This window comes from Helicobacter canis (assembly GCF_008693005.1).
GTDB classification, from domain to species: domain Bacteria; phylum Campylobacterota; class Campylobacteria; order Campylobacterales; family Helicobacteraceae; genus Helicobacter_B; species Helicobacter_B canis.
In genome coordinates, this window is sequence record NZ_VXKE01000014.1 from 1 (window position 1) to 20,111 (window position 20,111).

The window sequence follows — 20,111 nt, forward strand, 5'->3', positions numbered from 1 at the left end:
TATAGGTGGTAGAATCTTTTTTAACACTCAATGCTTTTAAAATATGAAACACTGCCCACACAATAGGCAAAAAGCAAAAGATAAAGAGATAGGAGTTAAAGAGCATTTAGGTCCTTTGGTGTGGGGGAGTGGCTGTGGGCGATAAAGGCACTAAGCTTTTCTTGCGCGCTTTTTTGGTCGATCAGCTTGCGGGCTAGGTAGAATCCATCTCGCATAGATTCTGCCTTGTTGGCGATGTAGAGTGCTGCGCCGGCATTTAGGCAAGTGGCGTTGTATCTAGCCCCCCTGTCTTGCCCGCTAAAAATCTCTTGGATAATGCGTGCGTTTGTGCCTTTGTCTCCGCCTTGTAATGCGTCTTTATCGCAAAGCTCTAGCCCAAACTCTTCAGGGTTAAAAATGTAGGATCGTATAGCACTTTCATTGATTTCACAGATTCTAGTAGGCGCGCTTAGGGAGATTTCATCAAGGCTATCTTGCCCATAGACGACCATTCCGCGCTTCACACCTAGATTTCTCATCACCTGTGCTAGCGGCTCGCATAAGCTCTCATCATACACACCCATAAGCTGCAAGCTAGCTCCAGCTGGGTTGCTCAAAGGTCCTAGGATATTAAAAATCGTGCGGATTCCTAGCTGCTTGCGCACAGGGGCGACATAGCGCATAGCGATATGATAATTTTGCGCAAACAAAAAGCAAATCCCAATTTCTTCTAAAAGCCTTTGCGCACGCTCTTTATCAAGCATAATATTTACTCCAAGCTCTTCTAGCACATCAGCAGAGCCACATTGTGAAGAGGCAGAGCGGTTGCCGTGCTTGGCGACTTTCGCCCCACCTGCTGCGCTTACAATGGCACTAGCAGTGGAGATGTTAAAGGAGTTTGAGCCATCACCCCCTGTGCCTACAATCTCTAGCACTTCCATATTGTGCAGCAAGCGCACGCAGTGCTCGCGCAAGGATTCTGCGCACGCGGTGATCTCATCGATACTCTCGCCCTTTAAGGCAAGGGCTGTAAGAAAAGCAGCGATTTGAATGTCGCTAGCTTCTTGGCTCATAATCTCGTCCATCGCTTGCTTTGCCTGCGTGTAGGTCAGTGTTTGCCCCTTGGCTAGGGCGATTATAGAGTCTTTAATCATCATATCCCCTTATGTGCGATCGCTAGGAAGTTTTGGATAATCACTGCGCCCTTAGGCGTTAGGATAGATTCTGGGTGGAACTGCACGCCATAGGTAGGGTAGTGTTTATGTGCTAGAGCCATAATCATAGAATCTGCCTCACCCATTATCTCAAGTGTCTTCCCAAGGGCGACAAGCTCGCTGCCTAGCTCTAAAGCACACAAAGAGTGATAGCGCGCCACTTCAATATGTCTAGGCAGATTGGCAAAAAGCGGGCTTGCGGTGTCGATTTCTATGGTGTCTTGCTTGCCGTGCATAAGCTTTGGCGCGCTGCCTACCTTGCCACCAAAGGCTTCACAAATCGCCTGATGTCCTAGGCACACGCCAAGTATGGGGATATGCGGGGCAAAGGCGCGGATCGCATCAATGCAGATCCCAGCGTCTTTAGGGGCTTTGGGACCCGGGGAGATGATGATGGCTTGCGGGGATTTGGCTTGTATGTCTTGCAGGGAAATTTTGTCGTTGCGATGGACTTCTATGTGCGCTCCTTGTGCGCAAAGAAGCTGGTAGAGATTGTAAGAGAAGCTATCGTAATTATCAAGTAAAAGGATCATTCTAGCTCCTTAATTAAGCCCAGCATTTGCTAGCTCTAAGGCTTGGATAATGGCTTGCGCTTTGTTTTGCAGCTCTTGCCACTCGGCATTCTCATTGCTCTCATAAACAATCCCAGCCCCAGAGCGCACGAAGATTCTATTGCCCCTTTTATACACAAGGCGGATAGCGATACAAGTGTCCATATTGCCAGAGAAGTCTAGGTAGCCTATCGCCCCACCATAAATCCCACGATTGCCAGCTTTAGCGATTTCTTCTAGCTCATAGATAATCTCACACGCGCGGATTTTAGGCGCACCAGAGAGTGTGCCAGCTGGCAAAATCGCTTCAAGTGCGCTTAGGGCGTCTTGATCACTATCAAGGCGTGCGCGGATCGTAGAAGAGAGGTGCATAATGTGAGAGTATTTGACAATTTGCTTATACTGCGCGACTTCTACGCTGCCAATTTGCGCCACACGCCCCATATCATTGCGCGAGAGATCTACTAGCATATTATGCTCGCTCAATTCTTTCTCATCGCGTAAAAGCTCTTGCTCTAAATGCACATCTTCTTGCTCATCTGCTCCGCGTGGGCGTGAGCCTGCAAGTGGATAGGTATAAAGTGTGCCAGAATCTAAGCGCACAAGCGTCTCAGGCGATGCCCCGGTGATTTCTAGCTCACTGCTAGAGAGATAGAACATATAAGGAGATGGGTTGCTTGTGCGCAGCACGCGATAGACATCAAAGAGCGAGCCGCTAGCTTTAGCTTGCATAGGGTTTGATAGCACTACTTGGAAAATATCGCCTTGCTTGATATAGTGCTTGGCGGTGTGGATTTTGTGGCTAAATTGCTCCTTGCTAAAGTAGCGTTTAAGCGGGGATTCTAGCTTAAAGGGTGCGAATGCCTTGCTAGCGTTGCTTGCCTGATACAAAATATGCGCGATAGAATCTAGCTTGTGTTTGGCTTGTGTAAGGCTAGATTCTAGCTCTGCTAGATTGATGTTGGTAATGAGCAAGAGCTTTTGGCGCAAATGGTCAAAGACTATGGTGTGCAAAAAAAGCATAAGATGCAAATCATCGCTAGAATCTAGCTCCCAATCATCATCATCGCTAGATTCTGGGCTTTTTGGCGCGGGGAAGTCAAGGCTGCTCTCCATATAGCGGATAGACTCATAGGCAAAATACCCCACAAGCCCACCGGTGAAAGGTGGCATATCCCTAAGCTTTGGGGATTTGTAGCGCGCTAGAATGGCGCGCAAGATGGCTTTAGGATCGCCGCTAAAGGTGATAGAGTCGCCATCTTGCACGCTAGGGCTTGGAGCAAGGGCGCGTAAGGAGGGGTCTTTGGTAGTGAGTGTGATCTCTCTTCTGCTAGCGCGCACTTGCGCACTTGGCTCAAAACCTAGGAAGCTGTATCGCCCGCGGTTGTTTGGGTCTTGCATAGATTCTAGGAGGAAGGCTTCTTTAGAGTGGGCTTTAAGCGCGCGCAGGGCAAGGATTGGCGTGATGAAATCTGCATAGAGCTCTTTTGCTACTGGGATATGTGTGTAGCCTTGCTTGGCTAGATTCTGTGCTTGTGTGAGATCTAAACTAGGAAACATTCCCAACCTTTGTGGCGATATGGCATAGTGGATCGCGGATTATAACAAACACTACATTAGTATTAGGCAAGTGGATTTGCTAACCCTAGGGCTTGTGGTAGAGATTGCCTAGAGATTTGTAAAATATGCTATAATGTGCGCTTCTTTCATAGTAGCACATAGAGAGGTGTCCGAGTGGTTGAAGGAGCACGCCTGGAACGCGTGTAAGGTGCAAGCCTTCGAGGGTTCGAATCCCTTCCTCTCTGCCACGATACTACTTTATCCACGACTTTAGATTCTATCTCCTAAAACTGATAGCCTACTTCAAATCGCGCATCAATCCCCGGATTTGGCATAGCTCGCCGCACGCTAGAATCTAAGCTTTCCATCGCCTCGTTTTTAAAGGGACTTGTTTGGGCGATGTAGAAGGTGTTGAAAATATTATTGACACTTAGGCGCAGTGATAGCCGCTTCTCTCCCAAAGGCTCCCAATTTATGTAGAGATTATGCACGCTATATCCGGCTTTGTCGATGAAGCCTATTTGGTCGTTGTAAATATCATAGCCTTTGTATTTCACGCGCTGGGTGAATTGACTAAGCCAAGCAAAGCGCAGATGATAGCGCGGAAACTCATACTGCAAAGAGAGATTATAAATAATCCCAGATACCGCGCCTAGCTCATAAGTATCTTGCAGTAAATAGCCCTTATAAGTGGGGAAGCTCTGCGCGATAGAAGCATAGGAGCTAAAGCCTTTGTAGTCTGCGCCCACACCGCCTTCATAGCCAAAGACTTCAATGGGGGCGTGCATATTCTGTCGTAAGCCGCCGTGGCTATGAGGCTCGCCGGGCGTGTGGATATGGTCGCTGTGGTCGTGGTCGTGGGCATAGCTATTGATAAAGTCTCCAAGCCTAGAGTAATACCCAGCCACACGCGCGCAAAAGATACTGCCACTATAATCTGCATTTAGCTCGATATTTTGGATAGATTCTGGTCGCAGATTTTTGTGGATTAGCACATCTTTATCACCTAGTAGTGTCGCATCACCGGGTATAGCCCCCCTTGTGAGATAGGCATAGCTTGCGCGCAAGCTTAGTGTGCTTGTGGGGAGATAAGTGATACTAGCAGCTGGGGAGAAGCCTTGAGTTAGGTGGGTTTGGTTGTTTTTATCAAAATAGTTAAACACATCATAGCGGCTTTGCACGCCAAGCACCCAATGCTCGCTTGGCGTATAGGTTGTTTTAACAAAGCCGCCATAGATATGCCCGCTCTCTTTCGCGCGGTTTATGGCATCTTTTGGTGCGGCGGTATCAGCGACAAACACACCTTGATAGTTTAGCCCATACTCTAGGTCAAGCACGCTAAATTGATTGCTTAGGGCTAGATTGTAGCCGACATTGCTAAAGGCGATGTTTTTCTCCCCGACTTCGTGGTGGTCGTTTGTGCTTGTTTGAGACAGGGGCTTAAGGTAAAGGGAGCGTTGGTTGAAGTAGAGATTAGTGCGCACTTGTGTGGAGCTAGGCTTGGCACTATCGGCTTGGCGTGTAAAGCCTAAGGTGGCGGTGTGGTTGTAGTTAGTATGGGCAAACAGCGTTACATTTCTCTCTGCTAAATTGGTGGCAAAAGGCGCAGTGGAAGTTTCATTAAGCCCATTGTAGGAGAGTGTTAGGGTGTTGCGCTCGCTTAGTCGCTGATTGAGCTTAAACAATAGGCTTTTGTTGTTATTAGCAGAGCCTTGCACCCACTGCCCATCGCCCGCAGAAAAGCCTAGGATATTTGTCCAATTTGCCCATAGGAGCGCATCGGTATTCTTTAGCGCGAAAAATCCAGCCAAGTGCGTTTTAAAGCCTTGGTTGCTATAGCCGCCAAGCCCCACTAGCGCGCCATATTTCTGCCCATCTCGCAAGAAGTCGCGCGCATCTTTTGTGCGGATACTCATAGACCCTGCTAGCGCGCCTGCTCCCATATAGGCATCTGGCGTGCCTTTTTGGACGGAAATGTCTTTGATCATCATAGGATCGATAGTGATGTTGCCTTGGTGGTGGAAGAGGTTGCCATATTGGCTGGCATTATCGATATTGACACTATAAAGCCTATCTTCAAGCCCCCTTATATAGACCTTTTGTGCTGTGGTGGTAGCCCCGCCCACACTCACACTAGAATCTAGCGCGAACACATCGCGCAAGCTTGTAGCTTGGCGAGATTGCAGGCTTTTGGCATCGATGGTGGTGGTGTTGGCGTATTCGTGATCTCTTGCAGACTCTCTGCTAGCTTGGGCATAGATGGGGTCAAGAGTCTTTTGCTCTGCGGGCTTTGGTGGAGCTTGCTCCTGTGTGGCTTGGGCGTGGAGCGTGTAGGCTAGAGAGCTTGCTACTAGTAGGGGAAATAGACGCATAATGATCCTTTGCTAATGATTTGTTTGATGGATAATTGCAAATAATTTTACTTAAAACAACTTAGTTGCATATTAAAAATATAGTTGTGTGCTAGAATCTACATTGCAAAGAAGCATAGCATTATCTCATTTGCCACTTATAGGCTATAATGCTTTATCTTAAAACCACAAGGCGAGCAATGGACGCTGTGCAACTGCTGCGAGAGCATCATATCCATATCACAGATTTGCGCTTAGAAATGCTTGAGATTCTACTGAAAGCAAAGCAGCCATTAAGCTTTGAGAGCTTCGCAATACAGGCAAACAAAACGACCTTCTATCGCAATATGGAGCTCTTTGAGCAAAGCGGGATTGTAAGCAAGAGTGAAATGCAGGGCAAGTTTTTCTACGAGCTAGCTGATATGGCAAAGGCGCATTTTGTTTGTGATGTGTGCAAGGAGATTAAAGACTTCGAGCTGCCTCCCATTAAAGGCAAGGTCAAAAGTGTCGTGGTAAAAGGTGTGTGTGAAGAGTGCGATACACCAGAATCCTAGATTCTACCTCTCGCTTGCAGGCTAGCAGCTATTAAAGTGGCAAGTTAGATTCTACTCTCTACAATCAAGCCTGCCAAGCCTAGTAGCCCCCTAGGGCTTGCTAGAATCTAAACTCCAAGCATTCCATTAAAGTCATTATCAACCTTGAGTATATCAAGTGCGCAGGCAATCATTCCGCGATGGTGTGTGGCGTGGTTTAGTATAGCTAGGATAAATTGAAACACAGGCTTTTGCATAGCACCCCACGGGAAGTGGATAGTCTTAATGGCTTTAAAGTCGCTTTCATTGATGTTTTCAACAATATCTAAAATATAGCTATCTAGCACTTCTCTAGCGGCAAAGAGATTGCTTGTGTCGTTGATGATTTGGGGCTTGAATGCAAAAGGCTCTGCAAGCATTGCTTCAATCTTTGAAGAGCTAGGAGCTTTGGCACAAAATGCCGAAAAATACTCCTTGAAAAAGCTCGCATCGCCAGCACTATAATGCACCATCGTCCCAAGGATTGACTTATAGTATAGTCCCATATCTTTGGTGAGCACATTTTCATCAAGCCCTTCTAGCACGCTTATCATCTTTTTGTTGGCTTCTTGGTTGTATGTAGCTTGTAGGCGCACGATCTCTTTCATTAGCTCTCCTTGTATAGTTGTAGGATCTGCTACAATTATGTGCAAGTCTTGTTTAGATTCTGCTTAAGGGTTTTTGAGACAATCCACACTAAAGGGCGATAATGACTCTCTACAAATACTGCGCTAATGGTAATGACTTCTTGCTCTTCCACACACTTTTTACGCAAGGAGACTATGCGGATCTAGCGCGCGCGGTGTGTGATCGACATAGCGGCATTGGAGCAGATGGGCTTGTCGCCTTGCTGCCCTTTAGCGATGATGGGATCGCTTACCAATGGGACTTCTACAATGCCGATGGCTCGCGCGCAAATATGTGTGGCAATGCTTCGCGCTGCGCGGCACACTATGCCTACAATCTAGGGCTAGCCCCTAGGGATCATAGCTTCATCACGCACTCTAGTATGCAAGCACAAGTGATTAAAGTGCGTGTAAATGGGCAAATCGTCTCTAGCAATCTTGGGCTATATCGCAATCTTTTTGCCCTAAGCGCGCTACCTAGTAATGCAGTGCAAAAGCTAGATTCTACCTATCTGCCCACAAGCTTGCTTGATGCGGCAAGGTGGTTTTACATCGATACGGGTGTGCCACATTTGGTGTGCTTTGTGCAGGATTTAGCCCTTGTTAGAGAATCTAGCGCGGCTACAAAGGCGTTTATGCAAGAGCTGCGCAAGAGCTTTAATGCTAATGTCAATCTAGCATACGCCAAGCACAGCGATGAAATTTACCTAGCTACTTATGAGCGGGGAGTAGAGGACATCACACTTGCGTGCGGGACAGGTATGGCAGCGACTTTGCTTGTGGGGTATAAGGTGTATGGGCTAGAATCTAGCGCGAGCTTGGTGCCGCCAAGTGGGGATAGGCTAAGGCTATGGTGCGAACCCTTTGTCAAAGGGGATTCGGCTTTGGGTAGTCATAGCGGCGATTTAGCAAAATTTAGGGCAACCGCAGACCTCAAGTCTTGCTCTACCCTAAATTTTGCTAAAAGCCTCACTAGCAATACCGCAATTCCTAGAATCCTAGAAAAACACAAACAGGCTGGGCGTGAAAAATCCTGCCGCAAGCATTTAGGGCTAGAATCGCAAAGCGAAGAGAAGAGTCCAATGCCAAAAGTAGATTCTAGTGGCAAGCTCCCTACTCTAGCACATATCAATGAGCTAGAATCTAAAGCCTACTCTGGCGATATGGAAGTGTTTTTAGAAGGGGAAGTGCGATGTGTGGCAGTATGTCAAACTTGCTATGATTAAGGGGAGATTATGCAGCTTTACTATCCGCTAGCTAGCCAGCCTGCTGGTATTATGGGGCTTAGTTTTAGCACGCTTTGTGAAGATGATGTGCAATGCGTGCTCGCTATGCGCAATGATAAGCGCGTGGCAAGCTTTATGTATGCGCAATCTATTAGCCTAGAAGCGCATAGGGAGTTTATCGACTCGCTTAAGGACAATCCACGCTCGAAATATTGGCTCTTTAAGTGCGGGAGTGTGGTGCTAGGTGTGGGCTCTTTAAGCAAGATTTCTTTGCACAATGCCCACGCGTATATTGGGATTTATACAAATCCATTTTTGAGCAAGCAGCAGCGGCGCGCTCTGTGTGAGGATAGCGCATTTGGCAGCGTGGGGGAGATGGTGCTAGCAGCCCTAGAGCAAGCAGGCAGGGAGCTAGGGCTACACGCACTCTATCTTGAAGTGCTAGAATCTAACGCGCACGCTAGGGCATTTTATGAGCGTAGAGGCTTTGCCTTACAAGGGAGGCTGCGTGAGTTTATCCGCGCAAAAGATACGCCCATAAGCTCCAATACAAATGAGCTTACACAAAACTTTGCCGATGTGTGTGTATATGGCAAAGTGCTAGAATCTAAGAGCGGTGATGAGCAAGCAAAGAATAAAGCATTTCCCCCCAAGCAAAAGGCAGCTCCCTTGCTTGTCGCAGAAATTTCAGCCAATCACAACCAAAGCCTGCGCCTAGCTAAGCACACCATAAAAGCCGCTAAAATCGCAGGCGCGGATTTTGTCAAGCTGCAAACCTACACGCCAGAGTGCTTAAGCATTGATAGCACTAAAACACATTTCCGCATAGATTCTGGCACGCTTTGGGACGGGGAGAGTCTCTATAATTTGTATCAAAAGGCTTATACGCCTTTTGCGTGGCATAAGGAGCTTTTTGACTATGCTAGGGGGCTTGGTGTGGGGATTTTTAGCTCGCCATTTTCTGCCAAGGCTTTAGAGCTGCTAGAGAGCCTAGAGTGCCCAATGTATAAAATCGCAAGCTTTGAGATCACAGATATACCCTTTATCAAGCTAGTTGCTAGCACCAAAAAGCCCATTATCATCTCCACAGGCATTGCCACACACCAAGAGATCCTAGAAGCCTTGCAGGCGTGCTATGATGCGGGCAATGATGACATTACACTTTTGCTTTGCACAAGCTCTTATCCAGCTCCGCTAGAATCTGCCCAAATCGCCTCTATGCCAACGCTTGCTCGCTATGGGGTGAAATATGGGCTAAGCGATCACACGCAAGGCGATTTATGCGCGCTTTTGGCTTGCGCTTTGGGGGCAAGTATGATAGAAAAGCACTTTATTATTAGGCGGTCTTTGGGGGGTGTTGATGCGGAGTTTAGTATGGAGGCTAGGGAGTTTCAAGCTCTAGCACGCAAGCTAAAATCCGCACACCTAGCACTTGGCAGCCAAGATTTAGATAGCAAGCTAGAATCTAATGCCAGCTCCACCGCGCGCGCCTTTGCCCGCTCGCTTTTTGTGTGTGAAGATGTAAAAAAGGGGCAGATTCTAACGCCTAGCAATATCCGCTCTATACGCCCAAGCGGCGGACTCTCGCCAAAATTTCTCCCCGAAGTTTTGGGTAAAAGGGCGAGCAGAGATTTGGAGAAAGGCTCGCCGCTTAGCTGGCAGGACTTTAGCTAGCGCATACGAAGTAAGTAGGATTCTAGCTCTTGTAGGACTTGCTCCCACTGCCCATAGACATTTTGCGCAAAGACTTCCCCCCCGCAAAATCCACTAAAGCGACTTTTGCCTATCTCGCCCCATCGCCAATCATACCGCTTATAGGCTAGAGTCGCGCACGGCACACCAAGAGCTATGGCTAAGTGCGCCACCACAGAATCCACACTTACTACCAAATCCATAGCCTTAATCAAGCGCGCAGTATCATCAAAATCGTGCAACGCATAAGTGTGCAAGATAGAATCTTGTGTGTTTGTAGCCCTTGTGCGCAAGTCTTCCAGGGAGGCTTTGGACTCTTTGATGAGTGTGTCTAGGGTGCGGGCTTCCACAATGGATTCTAGTGGTTCAGGCTGGATACAATGCAAGGAGAACTGCAAGCCTTTTTGCGCACAAGCGTGGAAGCAAGTAAGAAGCTTTTCAAGGGGGATTGACTTGTATTTGGCATAGGCGAAGTTTGGGTTTGAGTGGAAGAATATCCCTATGCGCAAGGCTTTAGCAGTGTCTTTTGGCGTAGGGCTAGCAAGGCTTCCTACAATGCTCTCTAATTTAGAGTCTTTTGCCACTTGTGTGGCAGAATCTAGCAGGGCAAGCTCATCAAGCGCACTATTGCTTGCTTGTGTGTGCGAGCTAGCAAATATATCGCTCAAATACACAGCATTATGCTGAAAATCTTCAAGCAGAGAAATCCCCAGCACATAGGGTAGGCTAGGCAAGGAGATACAATAATCAAAGTCATTAAAATCTTCTTCCACGATGGTAAATCGCTTGGCAAACAGCTTGCGCAAAGGAGCCTGCACAAAGACATACTTCTCTTTGCACTCTAGGCTATCGATAAAGCGTGCGAACATCACACTATCGCCAAAGCCTTGCTCGTGGAAGATAAGCACGCGAGCATTTTTGATACACTCTCTAATCGCCGCTGGCTCTGGCAAAATGGCAATATGCCTTGAGCTTTGGAAAAACCGCGTATTATCCATCTCCTGCTTGGCAAGCTTTAGTCGCTCTTGGTAGTAGCCAAAGCCTCTCTCAAACACCCCCACACTAAGCAGCAAATGCGCATAGTTTATGACATATTCAAACTTTGGGGCGATCATATAGCACTTTTGGTAGAGCCGCTCTGCTTCTCTACTTTTGCCCGCATAGCGCAGGGCATTAGCGAAGTTGAAGTAAAAGTCCGCGCGCGAAGCATTATAAGCGTGGTAGATCTCCTCGCTTTCACCAATTTCTTTAAGCCTTGGGGCGAAGTAGGCTTCTAAATTTTTATACAGCACTAACGCAGAATCTAAATCATCAATCATCACATAAGTATGCGCTAGATTGAAGTGGGCTTCAAGGCTTTGGCAGGTTTTATACAGCGCGATTGCTTGGGGGTAGGCTTCTACTTTGGCATAGAGATTGGCGAGATTGTAGGCAGCTTGGGTGTCATTGGGCGAGAGCTTTAGCACTTCTTGGTAGGCGGCGATGGCACTTTGGCTCTCATCTGCTTGGCTTAGGATTCTAGCTAGGTTGAAGTATATGTCTGGGTTGGTGCTTGGGAGAAATGGCGCGAGTGTTAGGGCAGCATCTTTCAAAGAGCCAGCCTTGCGCAAAATCTCGGCTAGGTTTATGGCTATGCTCTCATCATTTGGCGCGAGCTTTTGGGCGTTTTTGAGATAGTCGATAGATCGTGTAATATCACCTAGATAATACAAACTCATCGCGCAGATAAACCATACTTGCGCGTTGTTTGGATTCTGAGCTAGGAATTGTGTGGCTAATTGGAGACAGAGTGGGTAGTCTTGGGAGTTGTATGCGTGCAGCAAAGTAGCGGTAATCTTGGCTTGATCCATAGCTACTTCGCTGTAAAAGTGGATTCTAGCTTTTGTGTGTTTTGCGATACTCAAGGATCATCGCATAGACTTCATCTTTTAGGCGAAGTTTTTGCTTTTTTAGGACTTCTATTTCTGTGTTGCTAAGATGCTCTATGCCATCTTCTGCGTTTTTGATTTTTTGATCAAGATCGTTGTGCTCGTCAAAGATTTTTTCAAAGTGGGCGTTGTTCATTTTTAATGCGTGGATTTCATCGCGATATTCGTGGAACATTTGGTCTCCTTTGGGCTGATTTGGGGGTAATTGTAGCATTTTAAGCTTAATTTCTGCTAGGATAACCGCTTGGATTCTGCGGTGTTGAAGGAGAGAGATGAGAGAGCAAAAATGGCTACAAGCGTGGAGAAAAAGGCTGGGCGATCTGCTGGCAAAAATGCGTCATACTTGCGCGCTTGGGTATCGGTTTTTGACCTATCGGCAGGAGATGTTCTACTATGCTTCTTCGCTTAGTTTTTATACGATTTTCGCGCTTATCCCTATGCTGTTTATCACCTTTTCTGTTTTGCTGGCGTTTTCGCATTTTCAGGATAAAATTGTCGATGTCGAGCGGCTTATACTCTCAAATATTCTCCCTACAAATGCGGAAGTGGTGATGAACTTTATGAATACATTTTTAGAAAATGGCAATAAGATGGGCGTTGTCGGGGTGATTTCAGCTTTTATCACTTCGCTGCTGTTTTTCCGCAATTATGAGTTCATCACTTCAAAGATGTTCAACTCAAAGCCGCGCAAGTTTTTTGACTCTTTGATGATGTATTGGACGATGATTACACTCTTCCCCCTTGCTTCTGTGGCGGTGTTTTATCTAAGCCTTAGCGCGCAGCAGTTCCTTGATACGCACTCAAAGCCGCTGATGTATTCACAGATTTTTTCTTGGTTTGCTACTTGTATGCTGTTTTTGGTGCTTTTTAGGATTTCGGCAAATAAGCCCCTGCATAAAAAGACGCTCTTTATCTCTTCGTTTATCTCTGGGAGCATTTGGTTTGCTATGAAAAATCTCTTTGTTTATTATGTAACGCTTAATACCACTTACTCCACACTCTATGGCTCGGTGTCTATCGTGCTGTTTTTGATGGTTTGGATTTATGTGTCGTGGCTGGTTATGCTCTTTGGTATGAGGGCGTGTCAGGGGATTTTGCAGTGCTTTGCTTTGGAGAAATCGCCCCCCGCCCAGAATGATATGATCTAGCTATGATTAAGCTTAAGATGTGTGGGCTATGGAGGGAGGAGGATATAGCCTGTGCTAATGCGCTTGTGCCAGATTTTATCGGCTTTGTATTTGCTAAAAGCTTGCGCCAAGTCAGCGCAGAGCAAGCAAAGCATCTTAAATCACTCCTGCACCCACAAATCCAAGCAGTAGGGGTGTTTGTCGATATGCCTTTAGAGCAGATTATCAAGCTTGTAGAATCTAGCGTGATTGATGTGGTCCAGCTGCACGATAGCCACTTGTGCGAGAGTGAAGAGATTTTTGCTCAAAGAGAAGCTAGAATCCACTTTCTACAATCGCGCACAAAAGCCCCGATTTTTAAAGCCATCGCTGCCACAAGTGCGCGCGCGATACTTCTCCAAGAGCAAAGCTGTGCGGATATGCTGCTGCTAGATAATGCCAAAGGCGGGAGTGGGGAGCAGTTTGCGTGGGAGTATATAGAGCAAGCAAGGGCGCAGGGCTTTAGGCGAGACTTTTTCCTAGCAGGAGGGATCAATGCTAGCAATCTCCCTAAAGCCCTAAGCTTTAAGCCCTATGGGATCGATCTCTCCAAAGGACTAGAATCTAATGGGCAAAAAGACTGCCAAAAAATGCGTGAAATTACTGCTGCGATTAAGTCTTGGGCAGGCACTCCACGATTCTAAGCATTGCTCACCCAAGACTGAATCGCTCCCTAGAATCCACTTTTGTCAGTCCGTGCTATCTAGCGCAGCTCGAATCTCCCTTGCATACGCACCAAGCTTTCGCAGCCTTATTTCTTCACTCTCACTAAGTGCGCAAATGCTAACCACCGCACTGCCTATAATCACCCCATCAGCATAGCGTGCTATGTCCTTTGCTTGAGCAGGAGTAGAGATCCCAAAGCCCACTGCCACAGGGAGTTGGCTTGCTTGCCTAATGCGCGCGATAATGGACTCATTGCTTATGATATGCTCACGCACCCCGGTAACACCCAGCGAAGAGACGCAGTAGATAAACCCTTGCGCACTTTGGGCTAGCATTTCTATGCGATCATCGCTTGTGGGGGCGATTAGGGGGATTAGATCTAGCCCTTGAGAGAAGCGCGCAAACTCATCTCTCTCTTCATAAGGCACATCGGGGATAATCACACCATCTACCCCAAGCTCCCTAGCTTTAGCGAAAAACTCCTTGCTTCCATAAGAAAACACAATATTGGCATAAGTCATAAACACAAGGGGAATGTTACTTTTAGCACGCACCTTTGCCACAAGCGCGAAGACATCTTCCACGCTGGTGCCAGAATCTAGCGCGCGTGCGGTGGCTTTTTGTATCACATCGCCCTCTGCCACAGGGTCAGAAAATGGAATACCTAGCTCAATAATATCCGCGCCATTTTCTATAAGTGTATCAATCGCCCTCTGGCTAAAATCTAGGCTAGGATCGCCACAGGTGATAAATGGGATAAATGCCTTTCTTTTGCTAAAGGCTTGTGTGATATTACTCATAAATCTCCTCCCCTTTGTATCTAGCCATAGCGGCGCAGTCTTTGTCGCCTCTGCCGGAGAGTGTAAGCAGGATTAGCGAGTCTTTTTGTAAGTCTTTGGCGATTTTTTGCACATAAGCTATGGCGTGGGAGCTCTCAATTGCTGGGATAATGCCCTCCATCTTTGATAGATACTCAAACGCCCCTACTGCTTCATCATCAGTGATTGCGACAAACTCTGCGCGCTTTATATCGTGTAAATATGCGTGCTCTGGTCCCACACCCGGGTAGTCAAGCCCAGCAGATATGCTATACACAGGTGCGATTTGTCCGCACTCATCTTGACAGAAGTAGCTCTTCATTCCGTGGAAAATCCCCACCTTGCCTGTGGTAAGTGTGGCGGCAGTTTCTTTGGTATCAACGCCCTTACCCGCTGCTTCACAGCCGATAAGCCGCACGCTAGAGTCTTGGATAAAGTGATGAAAGCTTCCTATGGCATTGCTCCCACCTCCCACGCACGCTACCACCATATCTGGCAGTCTTCCTTCTGCTTGCAAGATTTGCGCTCTAGATTCTAGGGAGATGACACTTTGAAAGTCTCGCACGATCATAGGGAAAGGGTGGGGTCCTACGGCTGACCCTAGTAGGTAGTGCGTATCTTCTATGCGCACACTCCATTCGCGCAGGGCTTGTGAGACCGCATCTTTTAGCGTGGCAGTCCCGCTTGAGACGATATGCACCTTTGCCCCAAGTAGGCGCATTCTATACACATTAAGTGCCTGCCTTTTAGCATCTTCTTCGCCCATAAATATTTCGCACTCAAGCCCCAAAAGTGCTGCCCCTGTGGCACTTGCCACGCCGTGCTGCCCTGCGCCTGTCTCTGCGATTATGCGAGTTTTGCCCATTTTTTTAGCAAGTAGTGCTTGCCCTAGGACATTGTTGATTTTATGCGAGCCGGTGTGGTTTAGATCTTCGCGCTTTAGGTAGATTCTAGCTCCTAGATCTTGGCTCATCTTTTTGGCATAGTATAGGCGCGATGGTCGCCCTGCATAGTTATCTAGCAGCTCTTGTAGCTCTTTTTGGAAGCTAGGGTCTAGCTTATAGCGCGTGTATGCCTGCTCTAGCTCGATAATGGCATTCATAAAAATCTCTGGGACAAACTGCCCGCCGTGCTCTCCAAAATACCCACTCTTCACTTTTAGTCCTTTGCACCTAGATTCTAGCTTGTAGCTTCTAAATCCCCAAAGTGTAGCGCGATTTTACAAAGAGAATCCTAAAACACCCAGCCGTGATAACTAGAATCTACTAGAGCAGATTTTGCGCGCTAGATTCTAATGCTGCCATTGCCGTGGATAAGGTATTTTGTCGTGGTTAAATGCACTGCGCCCATAGGTCCTCTTGTATGCAGCTTTTGTGTGCTTATGCCCATCTCAGCACCTAGCCCAAGCTCGCCACCATCATTAAAACGACTAGAAGCATTCACAAACACAGCACTTGCATCAACATAGTCGCAAAACACCCTAGCAGAATCTAAGCTTTGTGTGATGATGATCTCACTATGCTTAGAGCCGTATTGATCGATATGCTCTAAGGCTTGTGCTATGGATTCTACGATCTTTAGTGCGATGATTTTGTCCCCAAACTCTACGCCAAAGTCGCTTGCACTAGCTAGGCTAAGCCCATCTCTCTCTCCAAGTAGGGCAAGCACTTCTGCTTGCGCGCGCACTTGCACGCCATTTGCTAGCAGTGTGGCTACTAAATCTGGCAAAATCTCCCCCACGCTATCGCGGTGGATTAGAATGCACTCAATAGCATTGCAAGCACTTGGGCGTGAAGCTTTGGCATTTAGGCATATATCAAGCGCGTGCTGCTTAGAAGCAGAGCTATCAATATATGCGTGGCACACGCCCTTATCGTGGAAGATGACAGGGATTTTGCTATGAGTGGTTACAAACTCTATGAGCCCAGCCCCACCGCGTGGGATCACCACATCGATATATGCTCGCTGCTGCAAGATTCTAGCTAAGTCTTCTCTAGCGATAAGCCCGAGTGATTGCACGCATTCTTTAGGGAGAGAGCTAGAATCTAGCGCGCGCGTGATACAAGCAAGTAGGGCAGTGTTTGAGTGGTGGGCTTCTTTGCCCCCTTTTAGCAAGATGGCATTGCCAGATTTTATACATAAAGCTGCGGTATCAATCGTTACATTTGGGCGAGATTCATAGATGATACACACCACCCCTAGTGGAATCCTAACTTGCGCGATTGTGATCCCACTAGGGCGCACTCCACCGCTAATCACCTCGCCTAGCACTTCTGGCTGAGATTTGATCTCTTTGACTGCTTGGATCATACTTGTAATCGCGCTATCATCAATACGCAAGCGATCAATCATCGCCTGTGATAGTCCGTTTTCACGCGCGCTTGCAATGTCTTTGGCATTTTCTTCTTGCAAAATCGCGCGGCTAGATTCTAGCTCATTGGCTAGGCACTCTAGCGCGTGGTTGCGCATTTTCGCGCTAGTGTGAGCAAGGATCTTACTTGCTTGCTGTAATGCTTGTAGCGTGCTTGCATACTCCATAAAAGTCCTTTACTCTAAGATCACTCTAAGATCGCCATATCATCGCAGTGGATTAGGCAGTCTCCATAGCTCTGCCCTAGAATCTTAGCGATGTCTTTAGAATCTCTGCCGATGATCTGCGCGCACTCATAGCCATTATAGCGCGCCTTGCCTCTAGCGATTTCTTGGCTTTGTGGGTTATATATGCCCACCACATCGCCTGCTTCAAAGCTTCCTTGCACTTCTAGCACGCCTTTTGGCAGGAGCGATTTCCCGCCTTTTATGGCTGCTTGCGCACCAGAGTCGATGCAAAGCTTGCCTTTAGGGATTGCCACATAGCCGATATAAAACTTACGCTTTTTGATAGCATTTGCTGGGAGGTGGAAGTAGGTGCCAACATCTTCGCCCTTGAAAAACTTAGCGATATTATCTGCATTTGCTCCTTTGATGATAGCGACATTGCAGCCTGTTTGCATTGCCTTTTTAGCAGCTTTTAGCTTGCTTGCCATACCGCCTGTGCCTACTGCACTATTTGTATCCTGCCCCGCTAGGCTTGTGATTTGCTCGCTTATTTCTCGCACTTCGCTAATGCGCTTGGCATTTGGGTTTGTAGCTGGGTTTGCGCTATAAAGCCCATCGACATCAGAGAGTATAAGCAGTAAATCTGCATCAATCATTCCTGCTACAAGCGCGGCTAGATTGTCATTATCCCCGAAGGTTTCGATGTATTTTAGCTCATCAACTAGCACGGGGTCGTTTTCGTTAATGATAGGGATAGCCCCTAGCTCTAGCAGCCGTCTAAGCGCGGCACTTGCGTAGAGATAGCGTTTAGGGTTTGAGAGATCATCTTTAGTGAGCAGGATTTGAGCGATGTGCAAAGAGTGCTTGCTAAAGGCTTGCTCATACTGCCAAAGCAAGCGCGCCTGCCCCACTGCTGCGCAAGCTTGCTTGTCGATAATATCCTTTGGTCTTTGCGCAAAGCCTAGCAGGCTAAAGCCGCTTGCCACTGCGCCTGAAGAGACGATCACAATCTCGCTAATGTTAGCCTTTAGCGCGGCAATTTGCGCACAAAGGGCATTGATACGCTCCACTTGCACACAAGTGCCCTCACTAGAATCTAGCGACTGTGTCAAAATCGAGCTGCCGATTTTGATCACAAGTCGCTTGCATTCTATGCTTCGCAGCTTAGAGTGCGCGGCTTTGCTCATTGAAATAAGCCTTTAAGCGCGTCTATTGCTTTATCTTTATGCTTGTCGATTTGCTTATCAATTTCATTTTGTATCACTTGTCCTGCTTTTTTGCGCACAAGCTCACTAAAATCTACTTCTATTTGCGGTGCGCTTAGCGCGCCATTGATATGCACATCGACAGAGTCTTGCTTGATAGCGGTTTTTAGCTTGGCGTTGATTGTGCCTTTTTCAAGGTCTGTTAGGATATTGTCTCCGTGCATAGAGAAGTCCCCGCTTTTCGCGCTAAATGTGGAGACTAGATTCAGCTTGTTGATTTGAGAGTCTATGCCCACGCTATTAAACACAAGCCCCGTTAGATCAAACTTCACATACTGCTGCAAGAGGTTGCTTAAGTCATTTTTCATAAAATGCCCTTGGGATAGCACTGCGTGTAAATCCCCACTCTGCTTTGCTAGATTGTAGGTAAGCTCGCCATTTGCCTTAGCACTAAAGACTTGGGGGTATTGCGCCATTTTTAGCAAAGAGAGCGTATCAAGGTCATTAAGCTTGGCACTAAAGTCATCGCCATTAAGCTTGGCATCAAGCTGCCCGCCTAGGCTTTGTGTGTGGAAGTCTGCTTCTATGGATTGTGCGATTTTGACTTTACCATTGGCTTCAAGCTTGCCTAAGAGCTCGATCCCTGTTAGGAATTTTAGGGCTTTTAGGTTGGGGATTGTGATGGTGTAGGGCGTGGCGATTGTGGTGCTGCTAAGGTCGATTTTAATGGGATTTAGCGCGAGATTTGCAAGGCTAGATTCTAGTATGAAGTCCGCTTCTCCTACGCCTTTTTGCAAGCGGACATTGCTTTTGTAGGAAAATGGCGTATTGGGCATAGCTAGATCAAACTCGCGCTTGATTGTATCGCCTATGACCATACCCTTTAGGCTAGAGATGACTTGCGCACTTATGCCTTTATCTAAATCCCAAATCTCCCCGCTCGCATCTTCTAGCCCAGTGGCGTATTTAGGCAAATAAAGCATAAAGAAAACTTGCTCAAGTTTTAGTCCCTTACTATCAAAGGCGATCTTTTTAGGAGAGAAAGACTCTAGCAGAGCAGAGTAGGTGGTGTTAGATTCTGCTATATCGCTTTTGCCAGAGATTTTCATCTGTGAAGCCCCGCCTATAACCTCGCCATTTGTGCGAAACGCCCCCCTAATCTTTGTCCCCACAAGTGGTGTGAAAGCACTAATATCGCTTAGATTGATAGAGTAAGTGCTTTTAGTAAGCAAGGGAGAGAGCTGTGTGTCCCCGCTTGAGATGATCCTGCCTACATTGGCGTTGAAGACGAGATTATGCTTAATGGTATCCATATCAAAGATCGCGCTAAGGTTTGCGTTCCAACTAGTGCGCGGGATTTCTATGTCAAAGTCTTTTTGTATAAGCTCTTGAGAAAAGCCCCCTTGCGTGATAGCTAGTGTGGCTTGTCCGTTGAAGTTTGGCTCTTTATCCTGCGTGCCAGTAATATCGGCTTGCAGTCCTAAAACTCCGCTGACATAGGGCTTTTGCCCAAGCATTGCTAGCAGCTCATCAATACGCATAGCAGAGATTTGAGCGGTGATTTTTGTGGGCATAAGGTCATAAAGCGTTGCATTAAAGACACTTGTTGATCGCGCGATATCGCTTGTAGCACTAACTACTAGCTCATCAAACACTTTTCCCACCGCTTTAGCGCGCACTTCAAATGCCCCAGCTAGCTCTATGCCTGCCATTTCTCCAAAGAGTGAAATATCATTCGCATCGACAAACAAATCAAAATCCACGCCTAGTGTGAAGAGATTATAGCTACCGCTTAGATCGATGATGAGCTTTTCTCCATTTTTTAGCACGATATGCGTGCTAGTGAGCCCTAGTGAGAATCTATCTAGCGTGAGTGGTAGGGGCGAGTGCTTGTTGATCTGTGATTGCACTATGGGCTTAAAGATCGCATTTCCAATAGGACTAAAGACAAAGATATACACAAGCAGCACAAGCGCGACTAGAATCCCAAGTAGCCAAAGCAGCAATTTTTTCACAAAA

General features: G+C 47.1%; 17 protein-coding genes, 1 tRNA gene and 1 pseudogene. 7 read left to right on the forward strand and 12 right to left on the reverse strand.

Annotated features, from left to right (window positions below):
* Positions 1 to 95 precede the first annotated feature (95 nt).
* From trpD to F4V45_RS04450, 3 genes are read right to left on the reverse strand one after another with little or no spacing between them, the layout of a single operon-like run.
* A complete protein-coding gene (gene trpD, locus F4V45_RS04440; RefSeq protein WP_210670664.1) occupies positions 96 to 1,136 on the reverse strand; it encodes an anthranilate phosphoribosyltransferase in 1,041 nt (346 codons plus the stop codon).
* A complete protein-coding gene (locus F4V45_RS04445; RefSeq protein ID WP_150337251.1) occupies positions 1,133 to 1,726 on the reverse strand; it encodes an anthranilate synthase component II in 594 nt (197 codons plus the stop codon). Before F4V45_RS04445 ends, trpD begins: the two co-directional genes overlap by 4 nt.
* A 9-nt stretch (positions 1,727 to 1,735) precedes the next feature.
* On the reverse strand, positions 1,736 to 3,304 hold the full coding sequence (locus tag F4V45_RS04450) for an anthranilate synthase component I family protein (RefSeq protein ID WP_150337252.1): 1,569 nt from the start codon (positions 3,302 to 3,304) through the stop codon (positions 1,736 to 1,738).
* Between the two features lie 160 nt (positions 3,305 to 3,464).
* On the opposite strand from F4V45_RS04450, the gene F4V45_RS04455 reads away from it, so the two are divergent.
* Positions 3,465 to 3,552, forward strand: a tRNA-Ser gene (locus F4V45_RS04455).
* A 36-nt stretch (positions 3,553 to 3,588) separates the two neighbouring features.
* Here F4V45_RS04455 and F4V45_RS04460 read toward each other — a convergent pair.
* Positions 3,589 to 5,676, reverse strand: coding sequence for a TonB-dependent receptor plug domain-containing protein (locus F4V45_RS04460; RefSeq protein ID WP_150337253.1), 2,088 nt, complete (start codon positions 5,674 to 5,676; stop codon positions 3,589 to 3,591).
* A 179-nt stretch (positions 5,677 to 5,855) separates the two neighbouring features.
* Here F4V45_RS04460 and F4V45_RS04465 point away from each other — a divergent pair, with 179 nt between their 5' ends.
* Positions 5,856 to 6,209: a Fur family transcriptional regulator gene (locus F4V45_RS04465; RefSeq protein WP_034577757.1), complete on the forward strand. Its 354-nt coding sequence runs from the start codon at positions 5,856 to 5,858 to the stop codon at positions 6,207 to 6,209.
* 107 nt (positions 6,210 to 6,316) lie between these two features.
* Here F4V45_RS04465 and F4V45_RS04470 read toward each other — a convergent pair whose 3' ends face one another.
* Positions 6,317 to 6,835: a DinB family protein gene (locus F4V45_RS04470; protein ID WP_023929829.1), complete on the reverse strand. Its 519-nt coding sequence runs from the start codon at positions 6,833 to 6,835 to the stop codon at positions 6,317 to 6,319.
* Positions 6,836 to 6,936: 101 nt separating this feature from the next.
* Here F4V45_RS04470 and dapF point away from each other — a divergent pair, with 101 nt between their 5' ends.
* The 3 genes and pseudogenes from dapF to pseI all read left to right on the forward strand — a co-directional run bounded on the left by dapF (position 6,937) and on the right by pseI (position 9,753).
* Entirely contained in the window at positions 6,937 to 8,079 is a 1,143-nt protein-coding gene (gene dapF, locus F4V45_RS04475; RefSeq protein WP_150337254.1) for a diaminopimelate epimerase, read from the forward strand.
* A gap of 51 nt (positions 8,080 to 8,130) precedes the next feature.
* Positions 8,131 to 8,601, forward strand: a pseudogene (gene pseH / locus F4V45_RS09725) (UDP-4-amino-4,6-dideoxy-N-acetyl-beta-L-altrosamine N-acetyltransferase); the annotation flags it as partial.
* A 147-nt stretch (positions 8,602 to 8,748) separates the two neighbouring features.
* The gene (gene pseI, locus F4V45_RS09730; RefSeq protein WP_246145119.1) at positions 8,749 to 9,753 is read left to right on the forward strand and encodes a pseudaminic acid synthase; all 1,005 of its coding nucleotides are present in this window, start codon (positions 8,749 to 8,751) and stop codon (positions 9,751 to 9,753) included.
* Here pseI and F4V45_RS04485 read toward each other — a convergent pair.
* Together F4V45_RS04485 and F4V45_RS04490 are read right to left on the reverse strand one after the other, a co-directional pair.
* Positions 9,750 to 11,621: a tetratricopeptide repeat protein gene (locus tag F4V45_RS04485; RefSeq protein WP_150337256.1), complete on the reverse strand. Its 1,872-nt coding sequence runs from the start codon at positions 11,619 to 11,621 to the stop codon at positions 9,750 to 9,752. The genes pseI and F4V45_RS04485 overlap by 4 nt on opposite strands.
* A 25-nt stretch (positions 11,622 to 11,646) precedes the next feature.
* A complete protein-coding gene (locus F4V45_RS04490; protein ID WP_150337257.1) occupies positions 11,647 to 11,874 on the reverse strand; it encodes an HP1242/YdcH family protein in 228 nt (75 codons plus the stop codon).
* A gap of 97 nt (positions 11,875 to 11,971) precedes the next feature.
* Between F4V45_RS04490 and F4V45_RS04495 the strand changes: the two genes are divergently transcribed.
* Positions 11,972 to 12,847, forward strand: a complete 876-nt coding sequence (locus tag F4V45_RS04495) for a YihY family inner membrane protein (RefSeq protein ID WP_150337258.1) — start codon at positions 11,972 to 11,974, stop codon at positions 12,845 to 12,847.
* A 2-nt stretch (positions 12,848 to 12,849) separates the two neighbouring features.
* A complete protein-coding gene (locus F4V45_RS04500; RefSeq protein WP_150337259.1) occupies positions 12,850 to 13,509 on the forward strand; it encodes a phosphoribosylanthranilate isomerase in 660 nt (219 codons plus the stop codon).
* A gap of 45 nt (positions 13,510 to 13,554) precedes the next feature.
* On the opposite strand, the gene trpA is transcribed toward F4V45_RS04500, so the two are convergent.
* From trpA to F4V45_RS04525, 5 genes are all read right to left on the reverse strand, one after another.
* The gene (gene trpA, locus F4V45_RS04505; RefSeq protein WP_150337260.1) at positions 13,555 to 14,331 is read right to left on the reverse strand and encodes a tryptophan synthase subunit alpha; all 777 of its coding nucleotides are present in this window, start codon (positions 14,329 to 14,331) and stop codon (positions 13,555 to 13,557) included.
* Complete coding sequence (trpB, locus tag F4V45_RS04510; protein WP_150337261.1) at positions 14,324 to 15,505, reverse strand: tryptophan synthase subunit beta; 1,182 nt, start codon at positions 15,503 to 15,505, stop codon at positions 14,324 to 14,326. The genes trpA and trpB overlap by 8 nt, the downstream gene beginning before the upstream one ends.
* 128 nt (positions 15,506 to 15,633) lie before the next feature.
* Positions 15,634 to 16,887, reverse strand: coding sequence for a glutamate-5-semialdehyde dehydrogenase (locus tag F4V45_RS04515; protein WP_150337262.1), 1,254 nt, complete (start codon positions 16,885 to 16,887; stop codon positions 15,634 to 15,636).
* A 20-nt stretch (positions 16,888 to 16,907) separates the two neighbouring features.
* Complete coding sequence (gene proB, locus F4V45_RS04520) at positions 16,908 to 18,074, reverse strand: glutamate 5-kinase (protein ID WP_150337263.1); 1,167 nt, start codon at positions 18,072 to 18,074, stop codon at positions 16,908 to 16,910.
* Positions 18,071 to 20,107 carry an AsmA-like C-terminal region-containing protein gene (locus F4V45_RS04525; protein ID WP_150337264.1) on the reverse strand — a complete coding sequence of 679 codons (2,037 nt, stop codon included), beginning with the start codon at positions 20,105 to 20,107 and terminating at the stop codon, positions 18,071 to 18,073. The genes proB and F4V45_RS04525 overlap by 4 nt, the downstream gene beginning before the upstream one ends.
* Positions 20,108 to 20,111: the final 4 nt, after the last annotated feature.